Origin of the sequence: Paenibacillus tundrae (assembly GCF_030812775.1) — a bacterium.
GTDB classification, from domain to species: Bacteria; Bacillota; Bacilli; order Paenibacillales; family Paenibacillaceae; genus Paenibacillus; species Paenibacillus tundrae_A.
The window spans coordinates 53,414-69,253 of the sequence record NZ_JAUSTI010000023.1; the positions used below are offsets into that span (position 1 = coordinate 53,414).

Here is a 15,840-nt window from a genome sequence, read left to right on the forward strand (position 1 = left end):
TGATTTATTTGGATCAAAAAGCAAATTACCTCTGCCTAGCTCACTTTTTCATCCCATTTGCTCTAGTTTTTAACGAATACCAAATCGTTCCATGGCATTTTTGGTGGTTATTGCGGCAATTTCCTCTAGCGAAATGCCTTTAATTTCCGCAGCTGCTTCTGCAACCAGACGTACATGCGCTGTCTCATTTCGTTTACCGCGATATGGATGTGGAGTCAAATAAGGAGCATCGGTTTCGAGGAAGAAACGATCCATCGGAACCTTCTCCAGTACCTCTTTGGGTTGCTTCGCATTTTTGAACGTAATCGGCCCCCCAAACGAGAGGTGAAACCCGAGATTTAGACATTGTTTCGCGGTTTCCCAGCTACCCGAGAAGGAGTGCATTACTCCGCCAACATCCCCAGCCTTTTCTTCCCGCAAAATTCTCACGATGTCCTCATGGGCATCCCGGTTATGAATGACGATCGGCATGTTCAGCTCACGAGCTAGTCCAATCTGTTGCCGTAATACACGCTGTTGCACATCCTTTGGTGATGTATCCCAATGATAATCTAAACCAATTTCGCCAATCGCAACGACTTTTTCATGCTTGCATAAAGATGCAATCCATTCCAAGTCACCCTCTTGCATCGTAACCGCGTCCACGGGATGCCACCCAACGGCTGCGTAAATAAAGTCATATGTCTCGGCTAATTTCATAGTGGATGGAATCGTTTCTCGGTTAAAACCGACATTAATCATGCGGCTAATTCCTGCATCAACAGCTCTTTGAATCATAGCTTCACGATCCTCGTCGAATTGGGGCGCATCTAGATGGGTATGGGTGTCGAATAACATCATGTTTCGTTCTCCCTTTCTGTCGAATCAGAATAAATAGGCTGTCTATTCACGCTTATGCAATGTGCAACCCTATCTGATTAATTTTTTTTGAAAAAAGTAAATTTTTAGGGTGGCTTAAATTAGCCTATACAGGTTTTTTTAATCCATTTGACCCTAACTAACTACAATATGCGGAATGAATCGGTCACAACATACTCTATATGTAGATCTTCTTCGATATATATAATTTTATAAAAAAACCTAAGATTACAAAATTATGTCGATCTACATATCCTCTCCATTAAAGCAGATTACTGTATTATGAGAACATCTCAGGTTAGAAATGCTTTTTAGCATAGCTACTTTGGCGTAAAGTCGCACCACCCATTCATGAGAAGTAGGGGCGCAAATGAGATGGCAGCTCATGAAGAATGGTATCAACCTTATTCTGCGGATAGTATAAATGATGCTTTCCACGATGAATGCCACTGATTGAACGGACAATATCGGAAACCTCTGACAGCTCATGCAGCTGATCCTGCCGATCTAGCAACAAGATCTGCTTATCCGTCGATTCATTCGGACGAAACACATCATACGGAAGATCGGTCGGAAAATCAATTTCGAGATCATATTCAGGATTTAATCCTGCCTTGGCGAAAGCTTCTCGCATCTCTTCAATCGTCTCTACATCGATCTGTTCAACCTCTACATACTTATATAGTCTGCGATCCATAAATCGTTCGCAGAGCTCGCTTAGAACAGCATCGTCTTCTTTGCGCCATTGCATGAATGCCGTTTGAATCAATGCCTCATCCAGTTGCAGATACTCATGAACAGCAAGTTCGCCTTCAAACAACTGCGGCAGAGGATCTAGCATGAAACGGAAATTAAATCCCTGCTGCACCAGCGTTTTAGCTCGTTTGAAAATTTGACGCAATATAATCTCAGAACTGCGGGTAACTGGATGGAAGTAGATCTGCCAATACATCTGGTACCTGGACATCAGGTAATCCTCAACAGCATGCATACCCGACTCTTTGACCACGATTCTTCCGTGGTATGGACGGAGCATACGCAAAATCCGATCAAGATCAATCGTACCATAGTTAACACCTGTGAAATATGCATCGCGGAGTAAGTAATCCATGCGATCCGCATCAAGCGGGCTCGTAACCAAATTGACCACAATAGGTTTCTCGTACGTTTTTTGTATCACTGATGCGACTTTCTCTGGAAAGTCTGGCGCATACCGTCTTAAGATAGCCCCTACCTCGGTATCGCCCATAATGATGCGGCAAGTCCAATCTTCATGATTCATATCAAAAGCTTCTTCAATTGAGTGGGAGAACGGGCCATGGCCCAAATCATGCAGTAAGGCAGCACAGAGAGCCACAATCTTCTCCTCTTTCGGCCAATCCGAATAATGACTTCTTTCAAATTGTGAAATGATTTTACGTGTAATCTCGTACACACCTAGCGAATGTGAAAAACGGCTGTGTTCTGCTCCATGAAATGTTAGATAAGATGTGCCTAGCTGGCGAATACGACGCAGGCGTTGAAATTCGGGGGTATTGATCAACTGCCAGATAATCGGGTCTTGCACATGGATATAATTATGTACGGGATCTTTGAATACCTTTTCCTCCGTTAAGCGCTGTTCCATAATTGTCACTCCTTTTGATTTATTTTAATTTGTTTTGTCGTTTCTGCCCCGATATCCATCAACGATTCGACACTAATTGTCGAATACTGTCGAAGACAGGGGTTATAATGTTTTCCAAATCGACAAAGCTGACATTCGTGTTTAAATGCGAAAAATAGCTTCCAATCCCTTACCCATCTTAATTTTATCAAAAACAGCCTTAATTTTAAGCTAATTTTAAGGTTGACTGTTTTGGGAATCGTTGGTATGATGGGTATCATAAAACATAAAATAATGTCGAATAATGACAATGATAAGTAGCTGAGAGGAGCACTGATTATAATGATGAAATCAACAGGTATTGTAAGAAAAGTCGACGAACTGGGACGGGTAGTTATTCCTATCGAATTGCGCCGTACGCTGGGTATTGGCGAAAAGGATGCTCTTGAGATCTATGTTGATGGTGAGCGCATCATGTTGAAAAAATACGAGCCAGCTTGTATCTTCTGTGGTAATGCTGAGAACGTAACTTACTTCAAAGGTAAAATCGTTTGTAACGAATGTATTTCCGAGATCCCTGCACCTGTGACAAAATAAGAAAAATCAGGTATAATGGACTTATTCAATAGTTATTTCTAACCTTTTTATATTCCTTGCTTGCCTTCCCGGTGTGAACCCCACCGTTGGAAGGTCTTTTTTTGTTTCTTTACCCAAAAAAAGCCTACTTGTCTTGCCACTGAGGCGGTGCGAAGTAAGCGGTGGATCCGATATGACCATATAAAGAGATATCATCTTGATGCCATATCCTTATTAAATTATTTTCCACCGCATCTTCATTTTAATATTTCTTTAAGTTTCCAATTAAGGTTGCTTTAAGGTTCGATTTTGGCATTCTGTACATAGATCTGGTCGGATTTACAATAAAGCGTTATATACGTCTCTCTTCGTTAATCCTCGATCTGTGGCCGTTTTCTTCATCGCATCCTTACGACCTAGACCCTCAGACTCATAATGGGCTACATGCTCTTCCAACGAAAGCTGTTGCCACCATGCTTCACGTTCTGCTTTTCGTTCATGCGCCTTGATTCCATCAACTAGAAGACAATACTCTCCAAGCGGTGGATGCTCTTCAAGCCATTCGATACATTCTCGAATGCTACCTCTTGCAAACTCCTCATGGCGCTTAGTCAATTCTCGAGCCAAAACTACCGGACGATCACCCAAGATCTCTTCCAAATGAGATAGTGTTTTACGAATGCGATGAGGTGACTCATAAAACAACAAAGTGCCGTTTGATTCGTCAAAAGCCTCCAACACTTTTCGCATATCCTTTTTCTCTCGTGGCAGAAAACCACCAAAGGTGAATCGTTCTGTCGGTAATCCCGATACAATTAAAGCAGACAATGCTGCATTCGGCCCTGGAATCGGAATAACTCGAATCCCAGCTTCAATGGCGAGCTGCACAAGGTCAGAACCTGGGTCAGAAATGGCCGGTAAACCTGCATCACTGACGAGTGCTAAATTTTTTCCTTCTATTATATAGCGTATCAGTTCAGGCCCACTTGCGGCCTTATTATGCTCATGGTAACTAAACAGCATGGAAGGTGTAATATCAAAATGGGTTAAGAGTTTTCTCGTCTGTCTCGTATCCTCGGCAGCGATGATCTCACACTGCTTCAACGTATTGATGGCTCTGAAGGTCATATCATCCAAGTTACCAATTGGGGTTCCAACCAAATATAAATTTCCTGAGTCTTCCGAAGAATCGACATAGCTTTTCTGAACTTTCAATGTCATCTATAGCCCTCCTTCCACGGGTTGTGGTTTGTGCTGTGAGCCATAGTAGATATCCATAATCTCCTCACAGTAGGTTCCCTCTTCATTGTACACAATGAGCGGTGGAAGCATCCGTACTTCTGGCTTTCCATCCTTAGAAGCTTCAATTAATACCATATTCGCTTCCAGATGTGAACGAGGGTGAACCATTCGAATCCGCTTGGGCTCCAGTTTGTATTCCCGCATGAGAGAAATGATCTCGGCAATACGCTGAGGACGATGAACCATCGAAACTTTTCCACCATTGCGAAGCAGTCTACTACATGCTTGAATCACTTCTTCTAATGTACAACCGATCTCATGGCGAGCCATAGCCTGATGGGTATTCATCTTCAGATCACTGCCATTCAGTGGCATGTAAGGTGGATTAACCGTTATTGCATCGTAAGCTGCATGTCCAGTCACTTTGACAAGCTCGCGCAAGTCCCCCTCATGAATGGTGATCGACTCGTCCAGTCCATTAAGTTGCACACTACGTCTTGCCATATCTGCTAAACGTGGCTGAATCTCAATTGCCTCCAAATTAGCCTGTGTACGTGTCGTTAATAAAATCGGCACTACCCCGTTACCTGTACATAGATCAAGCACCCGACCACGTTTAGGTACAGAGGCAAACCTCGCTAGTAACACAGCATCCATGGAAAAGCTAAATACTTCGTCACTTTGAATAATCTTCAGATCGTGAGAGAGCAAGTCATCAATTCGCTCTGACTCATGTAACCTTACTGAATTTTCTGTCATATGATGCACTCATCCTCCGGTAAACTATGCTTCGTTACAGTTTTTAAACTTAATATGCTTTAACCTTAAAAAAAACCGTAGGGTATCTTCCCTACGGTCACTTCATTTATTAAGAAAAGACAGGCAGAACAGACAATCGCCTTCCGTCCGTAAATGTCCATAATAGACATTGCAGATATGGAAGCCTTCGTGATACAACCGAGCTAAGTTATCATACCCTTCACCTACAACATCTTCTCCGGTAGCCGGCCCTGCGGGTCTCGCAATCGGAGCTAGTGCAGAAGCAGTAGGCAGATCAGCTGGAGCTTCACGCTTAAGCAGTTTACGTAACTGCTCATTTTCAATCGTAAGCCGCTGATTATCCTCAAGCAGCTCTTTGACAATCATTTTTAACTCACCTAAATCACTGTGCAACTGACCCAATTGGGTTTCCATTTCATGAATGTGCGTAAACAGATTTTTCTTTTCCAAGTTTCCACCCCGAAGCAACCTTTATGGTTTACTTGATAACGACGTCATCCAGCGGAAGTTCTTTGACTTTACTGATGTCGAACAGTTGAACATGGACTGTGCGATTACCGGCGTTGATCCCAACAACTTTTCCTTCACCCATTGAGGTGACGACCAACTTGCCTACAGCCGGAAGTTCTTCTCTCACACTTTCATAGTTATCATGCTCAAACTTCAGACAGCACATGAGTCTTCCGCACAACCCGGAAATTTTCGTCGGATTCAGTGACAGGCTCTGATCTTTAGCCATCTTGATTGATACCGGCTCAAAGTCTCCCAGCCAGGAAGAACAGCATAACACACGGCCGCAAGGTCCGATTCCTCCAAGCATCTTCGCCTCATCTCGAACTCCAATCTGACGAAGCTCAATTCGCGTTCGAAAAATGCTTGCTAGATCCTTGACCAGCTCTCGGAAATCAACTCTTCCTTCAGCTGTAAAATAAAAAATAATTTTATTGCGATCAAACGTAAATTCCACATCGACCAGCTTCATTTTGAGGCCATGGTCTTTGATTTTATTTAAACAAGTACCGAATGCTTCTTTGGCTGCACGCTTGTTCTCATCTACCACACGAGCATCTGTCTCGCCTGCTACGCGGATGACTTTCTTCAGCGGTAATACCACATCGGACTCGCCTACTTCCTTCTTACCAACTACAACCTTACCGTACTCTACCCCCCGCGCTGTCTCCACGATAACGCAGTTTTCTTTCTCAATGGGAAGGTCCAGGGGATCGAAGTAATAAATTTTGCCCGCTTTTTTGAAACGGACACCCACTACACTATACAAAAAATTAACCCCCTTGTAAGCCAATCCCACTTCGTCTGAAGCCCTATCTTCTTAAGGAACCCCCCGAAGTTATAACCGTTTGCATATGATTGGAACAACCCTGTCCTCTCCCAGTCTTATGCCAAACCGATCAAAAATTGCTCCAGACAAAGCTGGCCATTGACATTGAAACGCAATTTTTTTCTACATGCCGCGGCCGAATCCATATAGGAGACCCACTGATCTGTACTCCGGGTTCGAGCCAATTGAGACAGCATGTCCAACTGATCTATAAAAACGATATGTTCATGCCTACCGTACTGAATATAGAGCATATCTCTAAACCATAAATGGAATAGACTAAGCATCATATCCAGATGTTCTGAGAGTCCGGTTTTGAAAAGCTTCTGCTGTGCAGAGATCAATGATGTACTTCCTCTACCCAGGGACTCCTTCCCTAATTGTAACATTACGTTTCTAATTTCTGCAAACCAATTCTGCTGGAGAATTTCTCTACATGCTTCCAAACCTGACGCTAAATGGACTGCAGAACGAGCTAGGTTAGCTGGGTGTCCTTCCGAAATCAATATTTGAAGCATTTCTTCCGGATTAAGCGCGTTAAATGGAACGAGTTGCGCACGAGAACGAATGGTTGGTAGCATTGCTTGCCCGTTATCGGTAATCAGGATACCTACTGCAGGTACCTGAGGCTCTTCCAGAAACTTCAGCAAACTATTGGCTGCTTGAACTGTCATTTTTTCAGCCTGCTCTATAATGTACACTTTAGGATGTCCAGCCTCTGAACGATAGGAGAAAATACGCTGTAAATCCCGAATTTGATCAATTTTGATGTTGTTTCCGTCTGGAGCAAGCATCGTTAGATCAGGATGATTGCCATGCTCTACCTTTCGACATTCTAAACATTGACCGCAGGCATCGTCCTCTAGCTCTGTACAGAATATCGCCTTGGCAAACGTAATCGCTGTCTGCAATTGCCCACTGCCAGGTGGCCCGCTGAACAAATATGCATGGCTGACCGCCTCACGCCTTAAGCTGCTCTGTAACATCTGCTTCGCTGCCTGCTGACCCATAATTTGTTGAAAAGACATACTTCCTCCTCAGAAGCTTAAATTAATAAGCATTCCCCGAATTTCACCGACTTGTTGAAGCAGTGTAATTTTTCCATCCTCAGTCTCAAGCAGCTCATCTGCCATTAATAAGAGGGCTGCATCGACCTCATCAATCAATTTATACCGTTTACCCCGTCCTCTGCGATCCCAGCCCCGAGTTTCTTTCATAGAAACACCGCGGCGAACCGTTTCTTCCAAAAACCGCTTTACGAGCTGCTTATAGGCTTTGAGTTCGCGGATCGTCATGGATCGAGCCAAGCGGTCACCCTGCATTTGAATTTCACTTAATCTACGGTTCAATTCAGCCTGTGACGCTCGTTCACCCTGGTGATTCATCATATCAGAGAAGTTTTTGGATTGAACCGGCTTAGAGCTAGAATCGGAAGAACTGATACCGCTCTGCATTGGCCGGAACCCAGGATTGATTTTCATGGATACGCCCGCTTTCTATTATAATACGTGTTATCAAAATAAGCTCTCCGTAGGGCAATCGCCCATCAGCACAGTGCGCATTGCGCCTGTGCGTGAAATTTGCCTTTATTATGAGCTGTATAAACCTCTATATATAATGGTAGAGAAAATTCACCATCATGTGCAATTTATGCATTCTAGAATGGTCAGCCTTCGTCCAAGGGGAGCCGTCCTGTATAGTAGAAATTGTTCAAAAAGCTTTTGAACATGCACTATTATGGATTGTTTTCCTTGGACGAAGAATGTCGATTGTTGATCTCACGAAGGGCATAATTTTTTTGATTATTATGCCCTTGAGAAGCACGCCTTTTGGCATTTTCCAATCGAGGCGCATTGGGGATTACGTATAATCCCTCTTAAAAGTGTTCAAAACGATCAACTGGCAGAACAAACACGGTTGCTCCCCCGACTTGAACTTCAACAGGTAGCGGCAGGTAAGAGTCGGTTGTTCCACTCATTGGCGTAACTGGCGTCACGAGCTGTTCACGAACCTTACAACTGCTGCGAATGACGTTCATTACGGATTCGACCTGACCATCATCGACACCGATCATAAACGTCGTGTTGCCTGCCTTCAAAAACCCACCGGTGCTGGCCAGCTTCGTAGCTCTATAATTCGCTTTGACCAGGGCGCTGGATAATCGGTTGCTGTCTTTATCCTGTATAATCGCAACAATTAGTTTCATCCTGCATAACCTCCTTCAATAATAAGCACTTCATAAATGCCATGTTTATATATTAGACAATTACTCGTCAAAATCCTTCAAAATCCCTGCCTTAAGCGACAAAATCATTGCGGTCAAAACCTCATCTGGCGTAAGAGAAGCATCAATGATCTGAATCCGATCGGGGAATTGTTCTTTTAAGAGAAAATACCCTTCACGTACTTTTCGATGAAACTCTAAACTTTCTAAATCCAAACGATTTACCTCACGTCCATCATGAGCATCAATCCGAGCAAGCCCTTTTTCAGGTTCAATATCCAGATAAAGCGTCACGTCCGGCATCAGATCACCGATTGCAAATTGATTAATGGTCCAAACTTGATCCATGCCTAATCCACGAGCATACCCTTGATAAGTCAGACTACTATCAACAAATCGATCACAGATGACCATTTTGCCTGCCTTCAGTGCGGGCTCAACCTTCTCCGCAAGATGTTGACTACGTGCAGCTGCATAGAGCAGCGCTTCGGTTCGTGAATCCATTGACGTATGAAGAGGATCAAGGATGATGGCACGTATTTTCTCTGCAATTTCTATCCCACCAGGTTCACGAGTAACTAGCAATGGTATACCCTGTTCTTCCAAGTAAGAACCTAACCTGCTGATCATCGTTGTTTTTCCGGAACCCTCTCCCCCTTCCAGCGTAATGAATTTACCTCTGCCCTGCATATGCTTCCCTGCTTTCTATATCAATTATTGCGTCTAATTGTGTGATCGTGAATACTGTGTAATGAATATGCTCTGTGTAAGTTCAGCTAAGTATCCTTCCACGACTGATCTCTTGATAACAGACACTCATCTAGATCGCCGTTAGTTAAATCCACATAGCTGAATTTATCATGTTGTACACTGGGCTACATACTCCAGACTATGAAGTAGCCTGCTTGAAGGTGTATGCCTAGGCACACTGAACCCTCAGTGTCTACATTTGTACAAGCTTTTATTTATATTACTATACATGATCAATGGCATATGGTCAGCAATTCCCTTATAATCATGTTCAAAATGGATGGTTTTCAGTACCGGGAAGATGGGATGAAGCTAGAAATGGAGGAGCGGAGCGTAGGCAAAACTACATAAGTAACTACAATGTTTCTGAAAAAACAAACTTCGTAACGATCCACTTATTTGGGCTGAATCCCATACTCGACGCTGAGATACCTCTAATACAACACCCATACCCAGAGCGGAAGCATTATTGATCCTATAATCGCACTCATAATCATCGAAACCGAGCTTAATGCCACAGCATTCTCCCCATAATCGAAAGATCTGGCCATTCCCAGTGCATGAGATGCTGAACCTAGACCAACCCCATAGGCATGACTGCTCTTTATTTTTGCCCATCTTAGCAGCATGGGACCCAGTAATATACCGGAGAAACCTGCAATCATCACAAACAGTGAGGCAAAAGAAGAATTTCCTCCAACCTGATCAGCAAGCTGAATAGCAACAGGTGTAGTTACCGATTTGGCAAAATGGCGATGACCATTTCTTTTGGGTATCCTAACAGAATGGCCACAGATGCACCTGTAACCATGCCTGTTATGCTACCTATAATGGTGCCACCTATAACAGGGAGGATATTCTTTTTTAACACATGGATATGTTTGGACAAAGGGAACGCCAAGGAAACCACAGCAGGGCCGAGCAGTTCTTGAATCCATTGCCCCCCAAGCATGTACGTATCTAATGGGATGTCTGTGATAACCAAAATTAGAACAATAATAGCGGTTGTCGTTAGAACAGGCATCACAATAGGCCACTTCAATCGACGATACACGTATGTTGCTCCCGCATACATTACAACCGTCAATATAATCATTCCTAGTCCAAGGAGGATTGATGACATGAGAGTTCCTCCTTCCGTTGATGCTTCTCCCTCCAAGCCATAATCCATTGACTGGCTAAGGCAGACAACAGACAGGTAATTAGTGTGCTTCCAATCAGACCAAGGACAAGTAAGATGGTATTGGCTTGGAAGAAATCGAAATGATTAATAATACCGACAGTTGGTGGGACAAATAACAATTGTAGATTGGACTGAAGCCAGGACGAGCCTTCTTCGCCCCAGCTTATTTTGATCCAGCCTAGTTGAATGACAATGAAAAGTACTAACCTCCCTATGATGCTACCCGTAAGCGGTAGATTCAGTATGGTTTGAATCATGTTTCCTATCCAATAGAAGCCATACATACATATGACTTGTAGGACTATTCCTGTATATTTTTTTAGCGGAATACCCAACGATGTACCTTCTTTCTTTCTATTGAAAATAAATAACTCTCTATCGAAGCCAACCCCTATTCGTTCTTCATTACCTTCATCGTTTGCAGAGAAGCATCGGTTACGCCATGGAACTTAGCTCCCTCATCCCGCAAAAGCTGTATACGTGCAAGTATTGTAGGGCTTATATGCTCCCCAGGGTATACGAGAGGAATGCCTGGAGGGTATGGAATAACCATCTCTGCAGAACGGCGTCCAGCACATTCGTTAATAGGTATTACTATTGTGTGCTCTTCTCTAATGGGCTGGAGTGAAAATGGGATCGGCTCAGAGTAGTAGGTTGCCTTTTCTTGAAAATTGTTCCACGTGGAAATGTAATGCTTCTCTCCTCTCATATGTTCGCCTGATTCCTCAGGAGAGAGCAAATCCCCCTCAACAGCAAAAGCTGAGCTGATGTCCTGCAAAGCCAGTAACACGTGCTGGGCATCCTCCTCTGTAGAGCCCAAGCTGAAGAGTAAGACGACGTATTGTTCGTCGCTCATCTCGGGTATGCAGCCGCGCGCTTCAAGCTGCTGCTGCAAGCCATAACCGCTCAGTATTCCTAATCCGTCATAAATGACGGCCTTGAATGGATCCTGAGCGGTGTATCCTGCGGCGGCGTGGCCTAGCTCTGCCGCCGATTGCCCATGCATCTGCTCTGGCTGTGCAGCAGATGCATGGGCGGTTTGGTCAGCCGGTTCCACTTCGGCTGACAGCTCTTGCTGCAGCAGCGCCGCAGGCTGCAGCAATCGGAAGCGCGGCAGCTCCGCGAGGCCGCGCTTGAAGATGCTCACGGCGGCGAGCCCCGCCGTGAAGGTCTGCGCGCCCTGTACATGCAGGAGCCGGCGCGCAAGATCGAGCGAAGCCATCACCGGGTATGATGGGCTTGAGCTCTGCACCATGGCCAGTCGCTGACGCAGCAGGGAACGGTTAATCCGTGTTCCCTGAACGTGCAGCATGGCTCCCATGGTGAAGGCAGACAGCATCTTATGCGTAGACTGCACTACACCGTCTGCTCCGCACGACAGTGCAGATGCAGGCAGCTCCGGATGCTGCCCATAATGCGCGCCATGCGCTTCATCCACCAGCAGCGGCATGCCGGCCTCGTGGCAAATACGGGCTATAGGCGTCAGATCAGCGCCCATCCCATAATAGTTAGGCAACGTGACTAGTAGTCCCTTTGCTTCAGGATATGCTTGGACAGCTGCTTGCACCGTCTTCACAGACGGCATAACGGCAAGTCCAGACGTAGGATCAACCCAAGGCTCCAGGAATACAGCCTTGGCACCGGCGAGCATCAGCCCATGAATAACGGACTTGTGTACATTACGTTGTACCAGCACGATACTTCCCGGCTCATCACACACGGTTAAGAGTAAGGATAGATTACCAGCCGTACTCCCCCCGACCAAAAAGAAACTTTCCTCAGCACCATAACAATCCGCTGCCAACTGCTGCGCCTCCATAATAACTCCCTCAGGATGATGCAAATCATCCGTACCCGAGATTTCTGTTACATCCAAGCGCATCATCTCTAGAAATGCTCTCGTGGGTACGATGTTGGGCTGGGACTGCTCCTCCTGATCCTTCTCTTCCCGTAGAGTATTATCTTGTAAAGACTCTTGTCTTTCACCGGCAGCAAGTTGCTCTCCCTCTACTATATGTAATTGTGATTGCTCTAACGGCTCTTTCCCTAAATGACTCTCATTATGTTTTGCAGCCTGACCATCAGCATACGCGTTTTCTTCCTTTTGCAATAAAGCTCGATAGACTTGTCCATTTTTGTGACCGGGTACATGAAATGAACGTTGTCTTGAGTCCCGATACGCAAGTAATGCTTCGTACAATGGTGCTCGATGTGATTTCAATTTCATATCCTAACCTTCCCATATGCTCATTATTTTTGAAAAACCTAGTACGAGTCGATCATTCTTTTCAGTTTCAAAAAACGCTGACTCCATAACTCTTCCTATATGATATACGATAAAATATCAATTTAACGGTGCATTCCTCTGTAAGCCCCATTACAATTTTTATTCGCTATTTCATTGCTAGAACGATACTCCTTCTAGTGTGTTTCTTACACCTATGTTCATTCTCCATTGAACTAAATAGTTTTCTTAATTCAATCTCCATTTTAGCATATCCCTTTTTACCGCACTCATGAGATGGACTTACCTCTTTCTCACTCATCCCCTGCACACACAGAAAAAAGACCCTCACGGGGTCTCGATCATGCCTACACCTATATATTGTTATGTTGTCTTTAAGCGTTCTTTTGCACCCATATTTGCTTCATCTGATGGACAAAATAATTGTATTTCGCATCTTGCGCATCGGTATGAACCATTTCAGCTTCACAAGTATCACATATAAATTCGGATACAATAAAAATGCCGTCTCGTTTACGTTGCTCGCATATGATACATGTGTGTTGGGCGTGTTCTTCCATCAACCATCCCACCTTGTTTTACGTTTACTATCAGTATTGCACAGTTTCTATTATTTTAAACCTTTTCATAGTGCAATTCTTTTACAAAATATATATATTCACTTCGCCCCTCTTGGGTGTCTGTACCTATAATAAACATCGTCAACACTTTAAAAAGCGTCTGTTCATGCATGTTCTACGATCTTAGCGCTGGATTAGATTTTCTACGTGCTTATATTTTTAACGTTAAATATGACTTTTTAAGATGCGCTCCAAAACTAATATTCTATTACCTTAAAAAATCTTGGATTTTCAGCCGATATATAATACATCACCCTTGGAAACTGACAGTCTGTCTCATCGGGAGTATAATTGATTCTAGACTCAATAAGGTTAAACATCTTGTACATCATCTCATCATGACATACAAGGTTCATATAAGCATAAGGATTCACACCACAACTAGATTGAAGCATCTTTGCATATTAACGTGATCCCTGAAGGAGGATTTGTCCACGTATGGTCGCTGAACCGGAGAATAAAGCTACATTCTATCAATACCGGCTTCTGAAAAAAAAGGTCATCGCTCGTAGTGTCATCTACAGCTATCTCTGCTTGCCTGTCATCATGCTATTCTTTAATTTACTCGCATTCTCCTGGATGGGTCTCTTATCTTTTGTACTGGCTGGTCCCATTACAATTTGGATTCACTATGTCATCGCCAGAACGATACTCCTTCTAGTGCGTAGCTCTTATACCAAACGCTGGCGCTGGAGCATCCGCATGCCTTGGCTTGGGTATATTCCTGACCAGCATTTCAGTTACCGTATGTTTGTACGCGTACACTTTAATATTTGCTGGATTGGCCTATGCATCATCACAGTATGTTTGATCTGGTCACCGCTATCCTTTACGTTTGCGTTAATTTTCTGGCATATCTGGCTGCTTGTTCCTCGCTTATATGTAATTCTGTTTCTTTCCAGAGAACGCAAAGATGGTCTGATCAAATTGACTAATCAAGACGTCTCTTATTATCTGCAATAATGAATCCGGTCTCATGCAGATTGAGATCAATTTTAAGTACTACATATTGCTTTCACTAATATCGCTTTTCTTACTACTTTCGTTTAAATTGGATCACTCCATATTTAGGATCAGTACATTAACCATCATAAAAAGGTTATCCACAGTGGATAACCTTTTTTTCTTTCACTTACATATTCCTTTATCCACACGCTGGGTACAAGCCATCAGAGTTATCCCCACCATTTAATTTAAATAATGTCCGTATCCTCCTGCCTCTATAGCTCACTCTCACCTCGATCTATGATGATTGCCAGTGACATACTGGATGAAGATAGAGATGACGTCAAATCTCAGACCCCTTATGACCTGGGCTTCACAACAGATCCCGACCGTACCTTATACGGCTTCTGTACCTGCCTTCTCTATTTCCCTCTGTTTCTCTCTATTCCCTTCATATCGGGAAGATGATTACCTTAATGCTGCTGTCTTCGTCCTACTTCATCTCACTTATTTCCCTTTTAGCTACCTTAGTCTTGAGTAAATTGTTAAACTTCATTAGGCTAGACCTTTCCGGTCTTAATCTTTCGTATTAAAATCTCAAGTGTAGCCTCTCACATTAAATACAGTTCAATGCATCCAAACAAAAAAGCACTCGTCAATGTAACGAGTGCTCTTATATATAGCCTTCCATCAATCTAAACTACTGCATGATCATGCACGGACATCGCTAGTCCTCGTCATCCAATGATTTCACAGTCGTTTGAGCTGTATCATTCTTTGGAACCATTAGCGTAAAGAATCCATCATGCACAGCTAACTGTACGATATGCCCCTCTTTAGCAAATACACGTAGAGAACTTGAGGTATTGGAATTACGCTTAGCCTGCTCCTCTGTCCAGCCCCAATTTTTGATTTCGTTTAGATATACTTCAGGCAAGCTTGTGCTTTCACTGATACCAGACAATGTATATCGTACATAATCCATATCCGAATTACCTTCAGATTGGTCAGATTTATTGGCTACCTTGGGAACGGGGAATCCTTTCTCATTAACCGCTCCTTCATAAGAAGTCCATGCGACTCCTGTTTCACCGCAAGCGGTTAGTATAACCAACATGCAGATCATTAGAAATGAACATAGTCCGAGTCTTCGCCGACTTAACACACACACCCTCCTTTTCACAGCTGCACATTCCAGCTCTGTGTTGAGGTACTTTTAGCATAATTAACATAGTCCTATTATACTGGTTTTGAGCTTTCTTTCCGTAACAAAACTGTTACCTTCTTTTCGTTAGAAAATGTCAAAACGATATCATATTTTCAGAAAAGAGCAATAAACAAATAAAAACCACCACCGAATAACATCGGCAGTGGTTCTTTGCTTGGCGGCGTCCTACTCTCCCAGGACCCTGCGGTCCAAGTACCATCGGCGCTAGAGGGCTTAACGGTCGTGTTCGGGATGGGTACGTGTG

At 43.7% G+C, this 15,840-nt stretch carries 16 protein-coding genes, 1 rRNA gene and 1 pseudogene; 2 read left to right on the forward strand and 16 right to left on the reverse strand.

The window, feature by feature from the left end; translation table 11 throughout:
* Positions 1–69: 69 nt before the first annotated feature.
* Both J2T19_RS25725 and J2T19_RS25730 read right to left on the reverse strand, forming a co-directional pair.
* Positions 70–840, reverse strand: a complete 771-nt coding sequence (locus J2T19_RS25725; RefSeq protein ID WP_307220986.1) for a TatD family hydrolase — start codon at positions 838–840, stop codon at positions 70–72.
* Between the two features lie 367 nt (positions 841–1,207).
* Positions 1,208–2,485, reverse strand: a complete 1,278-nt coding sequence (locus J2T19_RS25730) for an HD domain-containing protein (protein ID WP_145053171.1) — start codon at positions 2,483–2,485, stop codon at positions 1,208–1,210.
* 321 nt (positions 2,486–2,806) lie between these two features.
* On the opposite strand from J2T19_RS25730, the gene J2T19_RS25735 reads away from it, so the two are divergent.
* Complete coding sequence (locus tag J2T19_RS25735; protein ID WP_024633700.1) at positions 2,807–3,061, forward strand: AbrB/MazE/SpoVT family DNA-binding domain-containing protein; 255 nt, start codon at positions 2,807–2,809, stop codon at positions 3,059–3,061.
* Between the two features lie 318 nt (positions 3,062–3,379).
* Here J2T19_RS25735 and rsmI read toward each other — a convergent pair whose 3' ends face one another.
* The 12 genes and pseudogenes from rsmI to J2T19_RS25800 all read right to left on the reverse strand — a co-directional run bounded on the left by rsmI (position 3,380) and on the right by J2T19_RS25800 (position 13,363).
* Positions 3,380–4,261, reverse strand: a complete 882-nt coding sequence (gene rsmI / locus J2T19_RS25740; RefSeq protein ID WP_307220988.1) for a 16S rRNA (cytidine(1402)-2'-O)-methyltransferase — start codon at positions 4,259–4,261, stop codon at positions 3,380–3,382.
* Positions 4,262–5,041: a tRNA1(Val) (adenine(37)-N6)-methyltransferase gene (locus J2T19_RS25745; RefSeq protein WP_307220991.1), complete on the reverse strand. Its 780-nt coding sequence runs from the start codon at positions 5,039–5,041 to the stop codon at positions 4,262–4,264.
* A 102-nt stretch (positions 5,042–5,143) separates the two neighbouring features.
* Positions 5,144–5,512: a DNA replication initiation control protein YabA gene (gene yabA / locus J2T19_RS25750; protein WP_145053165.1), complete on the reverse strand. Its 369-nt coding sequence runs from the start codon at positions 5,510–5,512 to the stop codon at positions 5,144–5,146.
* A gap of 28 nt (positions 5,513–5,540) precedes the next feature.
* Positions 5,541–6,341, reverse strand: a complete 801-nt coding sequence (locus tag J2T19_RS25755; RefSeq protein ID WP_056697383.1) for a PSP1 domain-containing protein — start codon at positions 6,339–6,341, stop codon at positions 5,541–5,543.
* A gap of 116 nt (positions 6,342–6,457) precedes the next feature.
* Positions 6,458–7,429: a DNA polymerase III subunit delta' gene (holB, locus tag J2T19_RS25760; protein WP_307220998.1), complete on the reverse strand. Its 972-nt coding sequence runs from the start codon at positions 7,427–7,429 to the stop codon at positions 6,458–6,460.
* Positions 7,430–7,438: 9 nt separating this feature from the next.
* Entirely contained in the window at positions 7,439–7,882 is a 444-nt protein-coding gene (locus J2T19_RS25765; RefSeq protein WP_128099750.1) for a YaaR family protein, read from the reverse strand.
* 395 nt (positions 7,883–8,277) lie between these two features.
* Positions 8,278–8,607: a cyclic di-AMP receptor DarA gene (gene darA, locus J2T19_RS25770; protein ID WP_056697375.1), complete on the reverse strand. Its 330-nt coding sequence runs from the start codon at positions 8,605–8,607 to the stop codon at positions 8,278–8,280.
* A gap of 60 nt (positions 8,608–8,667) precedes the next feature.
* Complete coding sequence (gene tmk / locus J2T19_RS25775) at positions 8,668–9,315, reverse strand: dTMP kinase (RefSeq protein ID WP_307221003.1); 648 nt, start codon at positions 9,313–9,315, stop codon at positions 8,668–8,670.
* Between the two features lie 494 nt (positions 9,316–9,809).
* Positions 9,810–10,546 (reverse strand): annotated as a pseudogene (locus tag J2T19_RS28205) (LrgB family protein).
* Complete coding sequence (locus J2T19_RS25790) at positions 10,474–10,815, reverse strand: CidA/LrgA family protein (protein ID WP_307221009.1); 342 nt, start codon at positions 10,813–10,815, stop codon at positions 10,474–10,476. Before J2T19_RS25790 ends, J2T19_RS28205 begins: the two are co-directional and overlap by 73 nt.
* A gap of 134 nt (positions 10,816–10,949) precedes the next feature.
* Positions 10,950–12,785, reverse strand: a complete 1,836-nt coding sequence (locus J2T19_RS25795; RefSeq protein WP_307221013.1) for an aminotransferase class I/II-fold pyridoxal phosphate-dependent enzyme — start codon at positions 12,783–12,785, stop codon at positions 10,950–10,952.
* Between the two features lie 392 nt (positions 12,786–13,177).
* Entirely contained in the window at positions 13,178–13,363 is a 186-nt protein-coding gene (locus J2T19_RS25800; RefSeq protein ID WP_307221016.1) for a sigma factor G inhibitor Gin, read from the reverse strand.
* A gap of 498 nt (positions 13,364–13,861) precedes the next feature.
* Here J2T19_RS25800 and J2T19_RS25805 point away from each other — a divergent pair, with 498 nt between their 5' ends.
* A complete protein-coding gene (locus J2T19_RS25805) occupies positions 13,862–14,386 on the forward strand; it encodes a hypothetical protein (protein ID WP_307221019.1) in 525 nt (174 codons plus the stop codon).
* 709 nt (positions 14,387–15,095) lie between these two features.
* On the opposite strand, the gene J2T19_RS25810 is transcribed toward J2T19_RS25805, so the two are convergent.
* Together J2T19_RS25810 and rrf are read right to left on the reverse strand one after the other, a co-directional pair.
* Positions 15,096–15,533 (reverse strand): hypothetical protein, encoded by a 438-nt coding sequence (locus J2T19_RS25810; RefSeq protein WP_239294048.1) that lies wholly within the window; start codon positions 15,531–15,533, stop codon positions 15,096–15,098.
* 215 nt (positions 15,534–15,748) lie between these two features.
* Positions 15,749–15,840, reverse strand: a 5S ribosomal RNA gene (rrf, locus tag J2T19_RS25815); the annotation flags it as partial.

Excerpts from the sequence above, each read along its gene's own strand:
- J2T19_RS25725 (WP_307220986.1), bottom strand. The coding sequence starts at position 840 with ATGATGTTATTCGACACCCATACCCATCTAGATGCGCCCCAATTCGAC.
- J2T19_RS25730 (WP_145053171.1), bottom strand. The coding sequence starts at position 2,485 with ATGGAACAGCGCTTAACGGAGGAAAAGGTATTCAAAGATCCCGTACAT.
- J2T19_RS25735 (WP_024633700.1), top strand. The coding sequence starts at position 2,807 with ATGATGAAATCAACAGGTATTGTAAGAAAAGTCGACGAACTGGGACGG.
- rsmI (WP_307220988.1), bottom strand. The coding sequence starts at position 4,261 with ATGACATTGAAAGTTCAGAAAAGCTATGTCGATTCTTCGGAAGACTCA.
- J2T19_RS25745 (WP_307220991.1), bottom strand. The coding sequence starts at position 5,041 with ATGACAGAAAATTCAGTAAGGTTACATGAGTCAGAGCGAATTGATGAC.
- holB (WP_307220998.1), bottom strand. The coding sequence starts at position 7,429 with ATGTCTTTTCAACAAATTATGGGTCAGCAGGCAGCGAAGCAGATGTTA.
- J2T19_RS25765 (WP_128099750.1), bottom strand. The coding sequence starts at position 7,882 with ATGAAAATCAATCCTGGGTTCCGGCCAATGCAGAGCGGTATCAGTTCT.
- darA (WP_056697375.1), bottom strand. The coding sequence starts at position 8,607 with ATGAAACTAATTGTTGCGATTATACAGGATAAAGACAGCAACCGATTA.
- tmk (WP_307221003.1), bottom strand. The coding sequence starts at position 9,315 with ATGCAGGGCAGAGGTAAATTCATTACGCTGGAAGGGGGAGAGGGTTCC.
- J2T19_RS25790 (WP_307221009.1), bottom strand. The coding sequence starts at position 10,815 with ATGATTCAAACCATACTGAATCTACCGCTTACGGGTAGCATCATAGGG.
- J2T19_RS25795 (WP_307221013.1), bottom strand. The coding sequence starts at position 12,785 with ATGAAATTGAAATCACATCGAGCACCATTGTACGAAGCATTACTTGCG.
- J2T19_RS25800 (WP_307221016.1), bottom strand. The coding sequence starts at position 13,363 with ATGGAAGAACACGCCCAACACACATGTATCATATGCGAGCAACGTAAA.
- J2T19_RS25805 (WP_307221019.1), top strand. The coding sequence starts at position 13,862 with ATGGTCGCTGAACCGGAGAATAAAGCTACATTCTATCAATACCGGCTT.